Origin of the sequence: Polaribacter sp. Hel1_33_78 (assembly GCF_900106075.1) — a bacterium.
Lineage (GTDB): Bacteria > Bacteroidota > Bacteroidia > Flavobacteriales > Flavobacteriaceae > Polaribacter.
Genome location: NZ_LT629794.1, coordinates 877,403 through 892,948, shown reverse-complemented (window position 1 = coordinate 892,948; position 15,546 = coordinate 877,403). Strand labels below are relative to the sequence as shown.

At 31.1% G+C, this 15,546-nt stretch carries 12 protein-coding genes; 2 read left to right on the top strand and 10 right to left on the bottom strand.

The genetic code is table 11. The features are described from left to right. Window positions 1-233 precede the first annotated feature (233 nt). A complete protein-coding gene (locus tag BLT88_RS03850; protein ID WP_091953125.1) occupies window positions 234-2,639 on the top strand; it encodes a glycoside hydrolase family 31 protein in 2,406 nt (801 codons plus the stop codon). Between the two features lie 298 nt (window positions 2,640-2,937). Here BLT88_RS03850 and prfA read toward each other — a convergent pair whose 3' ends face one another. From prfA to BLT88_RS03805, 9 genes are all read right to left on the bottom strand, one after another. Beyond that, the gene (prfA, locus tag BLT88_RS03845; protein WP_091953123.1) at window positions 2,938-4,014 is read right to left on the bottom strand and encodes a peptide chain release factor 1; all 1,077 of its coding nucleotides are present in this window, start codon (window positions 4,012-4,014) and stop codon (window positions 2,938-2,940) included. Between the two features lie 253 nt (window positions 4,015-4,267). Next, the gene (locus BLT88_RS03840; protein ID WP_036787167.1) at window positions 4,268-5,446 is read right to left on the bottom strand and encodes an AIR synthase related protein; all 1,179 of its coding nucleotides are present in this window, start codon (window positions 5,444-5,446) and stop codon (window positions 4,268-4,270) included. A gap of 104 nt (window positions 5,447-5,550) precedes the next feature. Beyond that, on the bottom strand, window positions 5,551-7,062 hold the full coding sequence (locus BLT88_RS03835; RefSeq protein WP_036787170.1) for a carboxypeptidase regulatory-like domain-containing protein: 1,512 nt from the start codon (window positions 7,060-7,062) through the stop codon (window positions 5,551-5,553). A gap of 11 nt (window positions 7,063-7,073) precedes the next feature. After that, entirely contained in the window at window positions 7,074-8,414 is a 1,341-nt protein-coding gene (locus tag BLT88_RS03830) for a CsgG/HfaB family protein (protein WP_091953121.1), read from the bottom strand. A gap of 7 nt (window positions 8,415-8,421) precedes the next feature. Further along, complete coding sequence (locus tag BLT88_RS03825) at window positions 8,422-8,826, bottom strand: curli assembly protein CsgF (RefSeq protein WP_091953119.1); 405 nt, start codon at window positions 8,824-8,826, stop codon at window positions 8,422-8,424. Window positions 8,827-8,849: 23 nt separating this feature from the next. Beyond that, window positions 8,850-9,575, bottom strand: a complete 726-nt coding sequence (locus BLT88_RS03820; protein WP_091953117.1) for a CsgE family curli-type amyloid fiber assembly protein — start codon at window positions 9,573-9,575, stop codon at window positions 8,850-8,852. A gap of 14 nt (window positions 9,576-9,589) precedes the next feature. Then, window positions 9,590-10,024, bottom strand: coding sequence for a hypothetical protein (locus tag BLT88_RS03815; protein ID WP_091953115.1), 435 nt, complete (start codon window positions 10,022-10,024; stop codon window positions 9,590-9,592). A 63-nt stretch (window positions 10,025-10,087) separates the two neighbouring features. Then, entirely contained in the window at window positions 10,088-11,134 is a 1,047-nt protein-coding gene (locus BLT88_RS03810) for a hypothetical protein (RefSeq protein ID WP_091953114.1), read from the bottom strand. 417 nt (window positions 11,135-11,551) lie between these two features. Beyond that, window positions 11,552-13,735, bottom strand: coding sequence for a glutamine synthetase III (locus BLT88_RS03805; RefSeq protein WP_091953112.1), 2,184 nt, complete (start codon window positions 13,733-13,735; stop codon window positions 11,552-11,554). 168 nt (window positions 13,736-13,903) lie between these two features. On the opposite strand from BLT88_RS03805, the gene BLT88_RS03800 reads away from it, so the two are divergent. After that, window positions 13,904-14,920, top strand: a complete 1,017-nt coding sequence (locus tag BLT88_RS03800) for a glutamine synthetase beta-grasp domain-containing protein (RefSeq protein WP_036787190.1) — start codon at window positions 13,904-13,906, stop codon at window positions 14,918-14,920. 74 nt (window positions 14,921-14,994) lie between these two features. Here the strand turns inward: BLT88_RS03800 and BLT88_RS03795 are convergent, their stop codons facing one another. Continuing rightward, window positions 14,995-15,534 (bottom strand): DUF4136 domain-containing protein, encoded by a 540-nt coding sequence (locus tag BLT88_RS03795; protein WP_091953111.1) that lies wholly within the window; start codon window positions 15,532-15,534, stop codon window positions 14,995-14,997. Window positions 15,535-15,546 lie beyond the last annotated feature (12 nt).

The window sequence follows — 15,546 nt, the reverse complement described above, 5'->3', positions numbered from 1 at the left end:
TAAAAAAGAGGGGTTCTTTTTTTATACTTCATAAAAAAACAAAGTATTTTTAAAACTTTAAAAAATCTTTTAGCAATATTTAAAATAAAATGTACCACTCTTATTTTTAAATAAATAAGGAATATTTTTACTAGAAATATAGACTAAAACGTTATCGTAGAAAAAAGAGTTTAACCATATATTTTTTACAAACTTTTACGATTTTTACAAGACAAAAAAAAACAAGCTAAATAATGATTGTTAATACAGAACTAGAACAAAAAGGGAATTTATTTCCTTCTGAAATTGTAACCTATAAGAAAGATGTAGACACATTATATTTTACAACAAAGAACAATGTTGTTTTGCAACTTACAGTGGTAAGAGACAGTGTTATTCGATTTAGATATGCTACTGCAGGTAAGTTTGAAAATGATTTTTCTTACGGAATTACAAAATATGCAAGTAGAGGATACAATTTCTTAGAAGTTACAGAAGACAAAAAAAACTATATAATAACCACTTCTAAACTTATTTGTAAAGTTGAAAAACAAAGTTTACAAGTAAGTCTATATGATGCCAAAGACTTAAAAATCATCAACCAAGATGAAATTGGTTTTCACTGGGAAGAGAGTTATGAATACGGAGGAGATATCGTAAAAATGAGCAAGGTTTGTCAAAAATCTGAAAGCTTTTATGGATTAGGCGATAAGCCTGTTGATGTCAATTTAAAGGGAAAACGTTTTGAAAACTGGGCAACAGATTCTTATGCTTTTGGTAAAGATACAGATCCTATTTACAAAACGATTCCATTTTACACATCTATTCAAAATGATAAATCTTATGGTATTTTCTTTGACAACACGTTTAAAACTCATTTCGATTTTGCACATGAAAGAAGAAATGTAACTAGTTTTTGGGCACAAGGTGGTGAAATGAACTACTACTTTATCTATGGTCCAAAAATGGAAGATGTTGTTATTAACTATACAGACTTAACAGGTAAACCTCAACATTTACCTCCATTATGGGCTTTAGGATTCCATCAATGTAAATGGAGTTACTATCCAGAAAGTAACGTTAAAGAGATAACAACAAAATTTAGAGACTTAAAAATACCATGCGATGCTATCTATTTAGATATAGATTATATGGAAGGTTTCCGCTGTTTCACTTGGGATAAAAAACATTTCCCAGACCCAAAAAGAATGGTGAAGGAATTAGAAGATGACGGTTTTAAAACTGTGGTTATTATAGACCCAGGAATTAAAATAGATTTGGAATACCCCGTATTTAAGGAAGCTTTAGATAAAGACTATTTCTGTAAACGTGCAGATGGTCCTTATATGAAAGGTAAAGTATGGCCTGGAGAATGTTATTTTCCGGACTTTACAAAACCAGAGGTAAGAACTTGGTGGGAAGGTTTATTTCAAGAATTGATTGAAGATATTGGCGTAAAGGGAGTTTGGAATGATATGAACGAACCTGCTGTAATGGACGTTCCTAACAAATCATTCCCCGATGATGTGCGTCATGATTATGATGGAAACCCTTGTTCGCACAGAAAAGCACACAATATTTACGGAATGCAAATGGCACGTGCAACTTATCATGGATTAAAGAAATACGCATATCCAAAACGTCCATTTGTAATTACAAGAGCTGCTTATTCTGGTACACAACGTTATACCTCTACTTGGATGGGAGATAACGTAGCAACATGGGAACATTTAGCCATTGCTAACAACCAAGCACAGAGAATGGCCATGTCTGGTTTCTCTTTTGCAGGAAGTGATATTGGTGGATTTGCGGAACAACCTCAAGGAGAATTATTTGCACGTTGGATTCAGTTAGGAATTTTCCATGCATTTTGCAGAGTTCACTCGTCTGGAGATCATGGAAATCAAGAGCCTTGGGTATTTGGCGAAGAAATTACAGATATCGTTCGTAAATTTATTGAAATAAGATATCAGCTATTACCCTATTTATATACCGCTTTTTGGAAACATATAACAAAAGGAACTCCTATCTTAAAATCATTAGTATTATTCGATCAAGAAGATCACGGAACACATTATAGAAGTGATGAGTTTGTGTACGGAGATAAAATTTTAGTTTGCCCAATATTAGAACCAAATGCTAAAGGAAGAAGAATGTATGTACCAAGAGGGAAATGGTATAATTTCTGGACTGACGAACTTGTAGAAGGAGGAAGAGAAATGTGGGTAGATGCAGATATAGATAGCGTACCTTTCTTTATCAAAGAAGGAGCCGTTATACCGAAATATCCTATCCAACAATATGTCGGAGAAAAGAAAATGGATGATATTACTTTGGATGTTTATTATAAAAACGGTAAAGAAAAATCTGAACTTTTTGATGATGCACATGATGGTTATGATTATAAGAAAGGCAGATATAGTTTACGTACTTTTAAATTAACTGGCAAAAAGGATGAATTTATTTTACAACAACACAAAGAAGGCGTCTTTGATGCACAATACAAGAAGTTTAATATTGTATTCCATAATTTGCCATTTACAATTACTTCAATACAAATAGATAATGTAGAAATTTCTTTAGATAATTTTAAAACTGGTAAAAACCAATCCATATCAATAGAGAAAGAGTTTACAGAATTACATTTATTTGGAAAATAGAAAGTCTTAGGAAATAAGGAGAGGCCTCCCCATAAACATGGAGGCCTCTCCTTATTTATGGGGAATTGAGAATTTCATCATAAATGGGTATTGTATAATATCTTTTTCCATTGTAATTTTACTTTATAATATTTTATTCCCCCAACATATTTCTTGATTTAGACTTTATCTAAATTTTTATTTGAATAAAACGATTAAAGTCTTCCCTAAACTTTAATCGTTTTTTTATGTTTTAATTTCACCTAAACAAAAAACCTCAAAACAATGTTTTGAGGTTTTACTATTTTACATAAAGAAACTATATTCCGTCTGCTAATCCTTTTAATTTTTGAGTGTTTTCAGCCAACATCAATTCATCTATTATTTTCTGAATATCACCGTTTAAAATATTCGGTAAATCATAAAGTGATAAACCAATTCTATGATCTGTAACTCTTCCTTGTGCATAATTATAGGTTCTAATTTTTGCACTTCTATCCCCAGAAGAAACCATAGAACCACGCTTTAAGGCATCTTCCGCATTCTTCTTCGCTAATTCCATATCATATAAACGAGAACGTAATACTTTAAATGCTTTCTCTTTGTTTTTATGTTGAGACTTTTGATCTTGACATTGCGCAACTAAACCGGAAGGAATATGGGTTAAACGAACTGCAGAGTATGTAGTATTTACAGACTGACCTCCAGGACCAGAAGAACAGAAAAAATCGATTCTTACATCTTTTGGATTGATTTCCACATCAAACTCTTCTGCTTCAGGAAAAACCATACAAGTAGCCGCAGATGTATGAACACGCCCTTGAGTTTCTGTTTGCGGAACTCTTTGCACACGATGCACACCAGCTTCAAACTTTAAAGTTCCATAAACATCTGCTCCAGTTACTTCAAATTGAATTTCTTTAAACCCACCATTTGTACCTTCAGAATAATCTACAGTGGAAACTTTCCAACCTTTACTTTCACAATATTTAGAATACATCCTAAATAAATCTCCAGCAAAAATACTTGCTTCATCTCCTCCCGTTCCTGCTCGTAATTCAACAACAGCATTCTTAGAATCTTCAGGATCTTTTGGAATTAATAAGAACTTTATTTCATCTTCTAGTTCAGGAATTCTAGTATTGGCTTCATCAATTTCCATCTTCGCCATTTCCGTCATCTCTGCATCAGAACCATCAGAAATAATTTCTTTTGCCTCTTCTATATTATTTATTAAAGTTTGATACTCATCACCTTTTGTAACAACACTCCCTAAATCTTTATATTCTTTCATTAATTGTGCATAACGCTTTTGATCCATAATGATTTCTGGCTGAATAATTAAATCAGAAACCTCATCATAACGTTGCTTAACAATTCTTAATTTATCTAACATCTTCTATCTTTTCTTGGAGTGCGAATTTACAATTTTTATAGGTATTTTTGAAGTAGACAAACTATTTTTTATGAAATTCCTCTTTTTTACTTGTTGTTTTTTGTTGATGATTTCCTTTAAAAAAGAGATAAATAAAAACCCAAAACCTTCTTTTAGTTGAATATTTAAATGATTTTCATTAAAAGAGAGAGCTAACTAATAAGTGAATGCTTATAATTTTTGGACAACCACTTACTTAAACTAGAAAAAAAATCTAATATTCAAAAACTCCAAACTCACTTGTAATCGTCAATTTTTTAGAAGGTGAACTTTCTACACGCCCAACTATTTTTGCATCAACATTAAAAGATTTAGAAATATTAATAATGGCGTCTGCAATTTTCGGAGAAACATAGATTTCCATTCTATGTCCACAGTTAAACACTTGATACATTTCTTTCCAATCTGTTTTAGATTGATCTTGAATCAATTTAAATAAAGGTGGAATTGGAAACATATTGTCTTTTACAATGTGTAAATTATCTATAAAATGTAAGATTTTTGTCTGAGCACCTCCAGAACAATGAATCATCCCATGAACAGTTTCAGCATTGAATTTTGATAAAATTTCTTTTATAATCGGCGCATACGTTCTTGTTGGAGATAAAACCAATTTACCGGCATCAATAGAAGAATTTTCAACTTTATCCGTCAATTTTATATTTCCTGAATACACTAAATCAGCAGGAACAGCAGCATCAAAACTTTCTGGATATTTATTTGCTAAGTAGTTATGAAAAACATCATGTCTTGCCGATGTTAATCCGTTAGAGCCCATTCCTCCATTATACTCAGTTTCATAACTCGCTTGCCCAAAAGACTCTAAACCAACAATTACATCACCTGCCTTTATGTTTGCGTTATCAATAACATCAATACGCTTCATTCTTGCAGTTACGGTAGAATCTACAATAATTGTACGCACTAAATCACCAACATCTGCAGTTTCTCCCCCAGTAGAATGAATCGTCACTCCAAAACCTTTCAAGTCTTCTATTAATTCTTCTGTTCCGTTTATAATTGCTGATAAAACCTCTCCAGGAATCTTACTTTTATTTCTACCGATAGTAGATGATAACATTATATTATCCGTTGCACCCACACACAATAAATCATCAATATTCATGATTAATGCGTCTTGTGCGATGCCTTTCCAAACAGAAATATCTCCAGTTTCTTTCCAATACATATAAGCTAAAGAGGACTTTGTTCCTGCCCCGTCTGCATGCATTATTAAACAAAAATCATCATCATTTGTTAAGTAATCGGGCACGATCTTACAAAATGCTTTTGGAAATAAACCTTTGTCTATATTCTTTATTGCATTGTGTACATCTTCTTTTGATGCAGAGACACCTCTTTGCGCGTAACGTTTAGAAACTTCTTGACTCATATTGTTGTGTTGTATTGTAATACAAATTTAGTTGTTCTAAATTTTATATCAATAAAAAAAGCGAACGTTTTTTATCATTCGCTTTTTTATTATGTATTACATATTTATTCCCAATCTGGCATTGTAGCATCTGCAAATAAAAGTTGTTTTTGAATATTTCCTGACAGATTTGTTGTCATAATATTCTTTTGAGAAATACCATCGTTGGATGTATTTACGAAAATAACATTAGCTTCATTGGGCGAAAAACGAGGGTCTAAATCATTAGTACCACTTTCTTTTTCGTCATCAGAAATATCTATAAAAGTCATATCTGTAAAATTATAAATAAACATCCTAGTATCTAATTGTCTGTAATCAGTTGCTTGATAATTTGAAACATCTCTAGTAAACAATAATTTACTGCCTGATGCTGAAAAATTTAAACCTCCTAAAGCAGCTTGAACTTCAGAAACCACAGTATTTAAAATATTTCCGTTCAAATCAATAACTAAAATTGAACCATTATATCCATTTGAATTGTTTGTTTTCAAAGCTATTCTTAATCCACTACTACTCCAATCACATTCAGTTATTAAACTGCCATCTATTGTTTCATATATTATTTGTAATCCACTACCGTCTTTATTTATTGCATATAATTTATCGAAAGAAGAGTATAATAATTTACTTCCATCTGGAGACCATGAAAAATCCATTTCATTTAAGTTAAAACCAGCTAAGGGTATTGCAGATGTTACTTTTGTAATATCATCTCCATTAGTCTTCATTGTATATATATGTGCTTCATTACTATCTGTTCGTAAAAAAGCGATTAAGTTAGTTACATTATTCCGCCTAGGTCTCCATGAATTTAAACTAGAACTTGTTAATTGCACTGTATTTGAAACTTCATTATTTACGTCGTTAAAACTCGAAGAATAAATTATACTATTCCCTCCTTCATTTTTAACATAAAAATACCTATTCGCTGGATCATCTTTAATTGTAAACGATCTAATACTACTTATAACTTCTGTATTAATATTATCAGTTACTTCAATACTCCAAAAATATTTTACCCCATATTTTAAATCAAATAAAGTATAACTTTTATCCTTTATATTGGTGATTTTGATTACATCACTATTAAAATCGTTTCTAATTTCTAGAGTATATGTTAATTCATCTTCATCTGGGTCCGTTGATTCCCAAGACAGTTCAACTTCGTTGAGTAAATCTATGGCACCATCATTTGGAATTATGAGTTCTGGTTTTGTGGGTGATTTATTTAGAGCTGTTGAAATATCCATTTCAAAAATAATATTTACTTCTACCTCTGCGCTCACAATTACTCCTTCATATTTATCTAAATATTCTTCTTTAGCTGCTTGCACTGAATATTCTTGTGCTTCGATTCCTTCAAATATAAAATTCCCTTCGGCATCAGTAAACACCGTATTATTTGAAGGTGAAAGTATTATTTTTACATTTTCTATGGGAACAAAACCCTCTTTTTGAACAACTTTACCTGTTAAATTACCATATTCTATTAAACCAATAGTTTCTTCTTCCCCACAATTAGTAAGAAAGAGAGTTATTAGCGATATACTTATTATTTTAATTACTTTTTTCATAAGACTTCTATTTAAAAATATACATTAAGACCAAACCCAAAACGCGAAAACATATCATTTTTTTCTCCTAAAATCCGTCCATCTAAATCGTCACTTAACAGCATGTTATATTCACCTTCTACAAAAAATCCAATTTTATTTGAAATTAAATATTCAATACCCACACCTCCTTGAAATTTAAAAAAAGATTGATCTAAATTTGTCTTACTTATTGATCCTGCGCCAGCATACAAGTATGGTGTGAATTTTTCATAGGGCAAAATGATATATTCGATATTAAATCCAGAAGTTAAAAAAATTTCATGGAAAATATCTTTATTATCTAACTCCAATCTTCCAACAGATCCCCAAATATTAAAACTAGGGTCATTAAAGGAATATTTTATTTTCAAATCAAATCCAAACTGATTAGTAGGGTTAACGTAATCTCCTTTTATTTGAGCCATTCCGAGACCAAAACCTGATGATACTTTAGCTCTTCGCTTTTCTTTTTTCCTATCATAAAGTTCTGTTTTTTCAGCATCAATTCTTTCTTTCATGTATGCTTTTTTAACATACTCTATTGCTGCTTCGCCTCCTTTAGGCCTCCAGATACCATCAGCAATACCTTCAACAATTAATAAATCTACAGCTTTGTCAATTGCCTCTTTTACAGCTAATTGTGATGGCTCATTTTTGGTGACTCCGGTTTCTGCTTCCAATAATCTTCTTAAAGAAACAAAACGATATAAATTAGCAGAAATACCTTGAGATAAAATAGTTTTTGAAACATAAACATTTTTTAAAATTTCACCTGTTGATGTTGATACTATTCTTAGATATACAGTAATTCTATCCTGTCGATACTGATTAGACACTCCCGCTCCAAAATAACGTAGTCCTGATCCTCCCGTTATAATATTTGAATCATAAGAAACCACCCCTCCTTCAATAATTGTACCCGCAAAAAGTAAAGGTGGCATTGTTACCTTTTTACCATTTGCATACTCTTGCCGAGTATTTCTTATTATTTGTCGTTCATTTAAAAGGTTTCCAATATTCTCTCTTTCAATGGGTCTAAACCATCCTGATTCTTCAAGTGATTTCAATAAAATTGTAGTTCCTCCTTGAGTTATAGCGGCACTGAATGTTGAACCGTTTTCTACTGGCTTGTACTGTCCTGTTTGATCTCTAAATTTATACACACCAACAATAATTTTCTCTGAAGGAAGAATTTTTTTTACTAAAAAATCCGGTGAAGTATTCTCTCCGATTCTTGCTTTTGTTTGAGTAAATGGTTGATTAAAATAAGCACCACAACCCGTTAACAAACTAATTATTAATAAGTAAACTATACTTGTCGTTATTTTCATGGTAATTTTAATTACTGTTAGGAATTGATATCAAGGTTTGTTCACCAGTAGTAATATTTAGAATATTTACATTTAAGCCATTTGTTCCTGGAGTTATTTCAACTACTAAATCTCCAAAAGTATAGGTTCCAACTGTTAAATTTGTATCACCTAACTCTTGTTGAAATAAACTTTGAGACAAAGCACTAAGTAACCTTGTATTTAAACTATTTGTGAAGTTTTCTAGAGCAGTTGGCGCTTTAAATTGAGTCTGTTCATCTGTAAAGTCATTCTGAGCAACTGCAGAAGCTAAAATCTGTTGATAATTATATGCATCACCTCCAAAAAAAGGGCTTATTGGCGTATACACCAAATCTTGTGAATGCAAAAAACTGGAAATTAAAATGAAAATAAATATTATTGTCTGTTTCATAACTAATAGATTTTTTTTGGTTTCTAAAATTGTTTTTGAAAAGTAGCTTTCCTTTTTTGATTATATCCTCTTAATTTTCTCATAGCTTGTGCAACATTAGCCTTTAAATAATCTTCTTCTGGTCTAGCAAAAAACTCATGAATCTTTTTTCGATCAACCTCAATTGACAAAATACTACTCCTTCCCATTGCTGGTTTTTCAACTATCATAATTATAAACGGATAATTTCTCTTGGTAACTAAATATTCTTTGTAAAAAAAATCATGATAATCTTTTCCTATCTTCGTTAACGATCTATCAATCACGATCCCTTTAATTAAGAACTGTTCCTCATTTACTATTTTTTTAACTACTCCTTCTTTCATAGGCAAGAGAAATAATGTATCTCTATGCACTAATTTATCTTTGTATTTTATAAATAGATATACTTTTAATTCTTCATTCTTTTTAAAATTAAGTTTAATTACTGCTAATTGTTTCTCTTCACTTGGTTTCAATGAAAAATCATTAGACTCACTTTTTTTAGATAATTTTCCCTCACTATTCTTTTTTAGTACCACCAAATTATAATTAAGATCATTTATAAAAAATGACTCATGGTTTAGTGCTTGAGCTCTTAAAGTTAAAAAATCATCTATCCTAAATAAATTAATTTTTCCTTCTAATTCATAATTATCAAACTCTTGGGCAAAAGAAAAAGGTGTGAAAAAAATTATTATTATAAATAAAATTACTGCCTTATTTTTCATTTTAATTAATAATTTCAAAAGTTAATTACACTCATTTCAGCCCCTCCAAACTGGAATATTTTAAGATCCTGAAACATAGAATTTGCACCCATTATTTTTAATAAATTATGATCTCCCGTTTGCATTATTCCTAAATTAATTATTTGTTTATTGGTATAATTAAAAAATTGGTAATTATTTCTATTTCCTATTTGATTTATAGTATGCTCACCATTTGCATACTTATTATAAATATTAGCACTATTTTCATCACCTATTTGTCTTAATGAAATTGTGCTATTTTTTTCTTCTAATATACTTTGATAAGATTTGGAAGTATTGATTTGTAATTGCTCTATATTATATTGTAATTTATTTGAAAAATAACTAGGTGATTTTTCATCTTGAGCATTCCCAAAAAAATAAAATAAGAATATAAAAATAATTGATATGTAGTTAATTAATTTCATCTTTCCTTTTTTTAAAATTATAAAAATGGAGTGAGAATAACATTCTCACTCCATTTAAAAATACTAATGACCCGACCCAGAACCCGATAATTGAGTTACTTGAGCGGTATTGCTATTACCTTTCTGCTTAACACATGAAGCACTTTTAGCTTCTAAAGTAGCTTGTCTAACTAAAGATGAGTTACCATTACCAATTTGATTTACCAAACTACTATTATTACCCATATTAGAATATTGAGTAACAGAAGATATGTTCTTATTTCCTACTTGGTTAACTGTAGAAAGATTCATAACTTCACTTGAATCACCAATCATAGTTTGAGTTTCTAAAGAAGTATTTCCATCTCCTGTTTGATAAGCACTTGCATAGTTATTAGAACCTATTTGTTTTTGTTGAGCTGCATTCTCATTTCCAACTTGATTAACAAATGCAACACTTCCACTAGATTGGTTTGGACCACTAGATTGATCTTGAACTATTTTGTTCCCATCACCATAAGACCATGCTGTAGCTTCATTATTATCGTAACGTTGTTTCTGAGAAGTTCTATTATTATTCCCTACTTGGCTTGCGTAAGCCAAATTACCTTCCGCTGCCATAGCTTTATCACCTCCAACGTTTTGAACGGCATAATTTCCGGTTCCCATTTGTCCAATATGACCTTTATTATCATCTCCAAATTGTTTGATATCTGCTCCATTATCAAACCCTAGCTGAATAGTTGATGCCAAATTACCCACTTGACCTGGAAGAAAATTAATGTTATTTTGTCTGATTAAAGACATATTACCAAGACCTAATTGAAATCCTCTTGCTTTATTCTGATCACCTACTTGTCTTACAGCAACTTTGTTTCTTCCTTTTATTACAAAGTCTTCAGGCATAAATACTTGATCTACCTCTCCTGCAGCAAGGTTTGGTGTAAAATGATTTACAAATAAAACTACTCCAACTGGCGTTCCAGCAGTTTTATCAATCATACCTATTTGACCCTCTACTGTAATGTTGTTAGGCAAAATGATTTGTTCATTGTGATCATTTTCGTGTTTCTCTTGAGAAAATGTCATTACTGTGGCTATACACATAGCCATAATTAATAATTTTTTCATTATAAAAATTTTAAAATACTTTTATTTATTTTTAGCATATCAAATTTTAATTTGATATCATTTAAAAGAAATGCTATTCGCAGGGTTCTTTAAAATCACAAGGGAAAATGTAAGTTATAAATTACATTTCAATCAACTCTCGAGCCGAGAGTTGTAATTATCTATATTGCTCGATTAATCGTCTGTTTTAATTATAATACGAATGTATAATAGCTTATTAAGATGCTAAATGACCTACATCATTTTTGAGCATTTTTTTTTGTTAAATTTTATCCAAAAACAAAACTGAAATTAGTTTAAACTAATACTGAGTTATAATACCCTTTGCGATCGGGTATTTCATGAAATACAAACAAAAAAATGCACCTGTAGATAGGTGCATTGAAAATATTTTAGCCTTAAAAAATTTACGCTTTATTAATTGGTAAACAATAATTCTCTATACTTGGTTAGTGGCCATAAATTATCATCTACCATAGTTTCTAATTTATCGCAATGATAACGAATTTGATCAAAGAATGGTTTTACTTTTCGACAATAATATTCAGCAGATTTTATCCCATTATACTTATTTGCTTTTTTTCGTTCTTCAACCATTTTATTTACTAGAGAATTAATTTCTGTAATATGATTAGAAATAACCATAATGAGTTCTATTTGCTCTTTGGCAATATTCTTAAACTCAGTTCCGAAAATTTCTTTAAGATTTTTTGTATTTTCTAATAGTGTATTTTGATAAATTATAGCTGTAGGAACTATATGGTTCCTAGCAACATCTCCTAAAACCCTACTTTCTATTTGAACTCTTTTTGTATATAATTCTAAATCTATTTCGTACCTGGCCTCTAACTCCACTTTATTCATTACATCCATCTCCTCAAATAAATCAATTACCTTTTTGGTGATTTTTACTTTTAATGCTTCGGGTGTTGTTTTATTATTGCTAAGTCCGCGTTTTTTTGCTTCTTTCTCCCAAGAATCTCCATAACCATCTCCTTCAAAACGAATAGCTTTTGAATCTTTAATATACTCTCTTAACATGTTAAAAATAGCTTCATCCTTTTTCAATCCTTTTTCATCAATCAGGGCGTCAACCTCAATTTTAAACTCCTTTAATTGTTTTGCTACAATGGTATTTAAAACCGTGATTGGTATTGCACAATTTGCCGAAGAACCAACAGCTCTAAACTCAAATTTATTTCCTGTAAATGCAAAAGGGGATGTTCTATTTCTATCGGTATTATCTAATAAAATCTCTGGAATTTTACCAATGATATTCAGTTTTAAATCTGTTTTTTCTTGAGGTGATAGCTTTCCTTTCGTCACATTTTCTAAGTCATCTAAAACTGCAGATAACTGACTACCAATAAATACAGAGATTATAGCAGGTGGAGCTTCATTGGCCCCTAATCTGTGATCGTTACCTGCAGATGCAATAGACCCTCTTAATAATTCTTCATACCTATAGACTGCTTTAATAGTGTTCACAAAAAAGGTGAGAAATTGTAAATTTTTCATTGGTGTTTTACCAGGACTCAGTAAATTAGTTCCGTTCTTTGATGATAAAGACCAATTATTATGTTTCCCTGAACCATTAATTTCTGCAAATGGTTTTTCATGAAGTAACACTTTAAATTTATGTCTTCGAGAAACCTTCTGCATTACATCCATTAGCAATGAATTATGATCTACCGCTAAATTTGCCTCCTCAAAAATAGGCGCAACTTCAAACTGATTCGGAGCAACTTCATTATGTCTTGTTTTTACAGGAATTCCTAATAACATACACTCTTGTTCTAAATCTTGCATAAAGCTCATTGCTCTTGCAGGAATTGTACTAAAATAATGATCATCTAATTGTTGTCCTTTCGCAGGCGTATGCCCTAATAATGTTCTACCCGTTAATTGCAAGTCTGGTCTAGAAAGCGCCAAAGCATCATCAATTAAAAAAAATTCTTGTTCCCAACCTAAAGTGGCACTTACTTTACTTGCATTTTTGTCAAAATATTTACAAACAGCAGTTGCATGGGTATCAAGTGCTTGTATGGCCCTTAATAATGGTGTTTTGTTATCTAAGGCTTCTCCTGTATACGCCACAAAAATAGTAGGAATACATAATGTAGTTTCATAAATAAATGCTGGAGATGTAGGATCCCAAGCAGTATATCCTCTTGCTTCAAAAGTATTTCTAATTCCTCCATTTGGAAAACTTGATGCATCTGGCTCTTGCTGAACTAATTGTTCTCCATCAAATTTTTCCATTGCCAAACTACCGTTGATAGATTCAAAAAAAGCATCATGCTTTTCTGCTGTTGCGCCTGTAAGTGGTTGGAACCAGTGCGTATAATGAGTTGCACCTTTCGACATGGCCCAATCCTTCATACTTACTGCAACTTGATCTGCAATTTTTCTATCTATTTTTGTTCCATGTTCAATCGCATTCATTACACTTTCATAAGCGGCACGTGTAAGGTACTGTTGCATAGCGTGTTTATTAAAGACATTTTGACCAAAAAGTGTTGATCTTTTTTCATTCTGAATCACTTTAATAGGTCTTCTATGTAGTGTTTCTTGTAATGCATTGAATCTGATTCTTGACATATTACTAATATTTTCTACTATTTTTTAATTTTAAACAAATATACCCTTTCAAAATTAGGGATAAAATTATTTTTTATACATTTTTAATATTTTACCCCTCTTTTTTTTGATATGTAGGTAAATTATTTCATTTTTGTACTGTTAACATCAGATATACATTTATTTATTATGGCAAAAATTAAATTAGAATACATTTGGCTAGATGGTCATTTTCCTACTCAAAACATGAGGAGTAAAACTAAAGTTGAAGAGCATGAAAACTTTCAAGCAACAATCGAGGAATTAGACAATTGGTCTTTTGATGGTAGTTCTACTGAACAGGCCTCTGGTGGTTCATCCGATTGTTTATTAAAACCTGTGGCAATCTATAAAGACCCAGTAAGAAAAAATGGTTATTTAATCATGTCAGAAGTTTTAAGCGCGGATGGTACGGCACATGCATCTAATGCAAGAGCTACAATTGATGATGATGATAACGATTTTTGGTTCGGATTTGAGCAAGAGTATTTCTTAATGGATACCAAAACTGATTTACCTTTAGGGTTTCCTCGCGGAGGGTTTCCTGGACCACAAGGTAAATATTATTGTTCTGTTGGTGGTAGATATACTTGGGGTAGAGATTTTGTTGAAGAACATGCTGACTTATGTATAGAAGCTGGTTTAAACTTTGAAGGAATTAACCAAGAAGTAGCACCAGGACAATGGGAATTTCAATTATTTGCGCAAGGAGCTAAAAAAGCCGGTGATGAAATTTGGATAGCTCGTTATTTGCTAGATAGATTAACTGAAAAATATGGTTATTATATTGAATATCATCCAAAGCCAGTAAAAGGAGATTGGAATGGTTCTGGAATGCATGCTAACTTCTCTAACACTACTTTAAGAACCTGTGGTTCTCAAGAAATATATGAGAAAATTTGTGAAGCTTTTAGACCTGTTACAGAAGAGCATATGAATATTTATGGTGAATTTAATGATGAGCGTTTAACTGGTTTACATGAAACTGCTCACGTTTCTGACTTCTCTTATGGTATTTCTGATAGAGGAGCTTCAATTAGAATTCCAATTATTACTGTAGAGAAAGGCTGGAAAGGATGGTTAGAAGACAGAAGACCAGCTTCTAACGGTGATCCTTATAAAATTGCAGGAAGAATTATAAAAACGGTAAAGTCTGCGAAAATTTAATTAAAATTTTGAATATAAAGTAAAAACTCCGAAAGTATTCTTTCGGAGTTTTTTTTTATAAATTACTTTTTATATTATTTTTCTTGTCCAGGAGGAAATCTAGAAATAATCTCTTTAACAAATATTTTAATTCTAGCTTCTTTTTTCTCTCTGTTTTGTATCCTTAAAGCGCCAGTTCCTATTCCCTGCCAAACTAATTCCTTTTTAGATGTATCTATAAAATCAATAAATAGAGTACCTTCTGTATATTCAGAAACACTCGTTGTATTCATTCCGTTTCCTGTCCAAGGATTCCATCCCCAACCAAAACCGTAACCAAAATTATTATTTTGATTGATGTTTACCTTGCGTCGAGATTTGGTGAAAAAGCTTACTAACATATCAGGATTTTCAGACTTTGTAAATCCTTGTATTAATAATTCTGATTCTATTGCACGTAATACTCGCTTTTTATCCAAGTCAGAAATTGCTGCTTTATCAATAGCTGGTTTATAAAATGCAAACGTTTTGTATTTTTTAAAATCAACTTTTGTATCATAATCAGTAACCACTTTTAAAGAGTTGCAGGAAGACAATAAAATTAAACTTAGTACTACTAAAATACTTTTTTTCATCATAAATTGGTT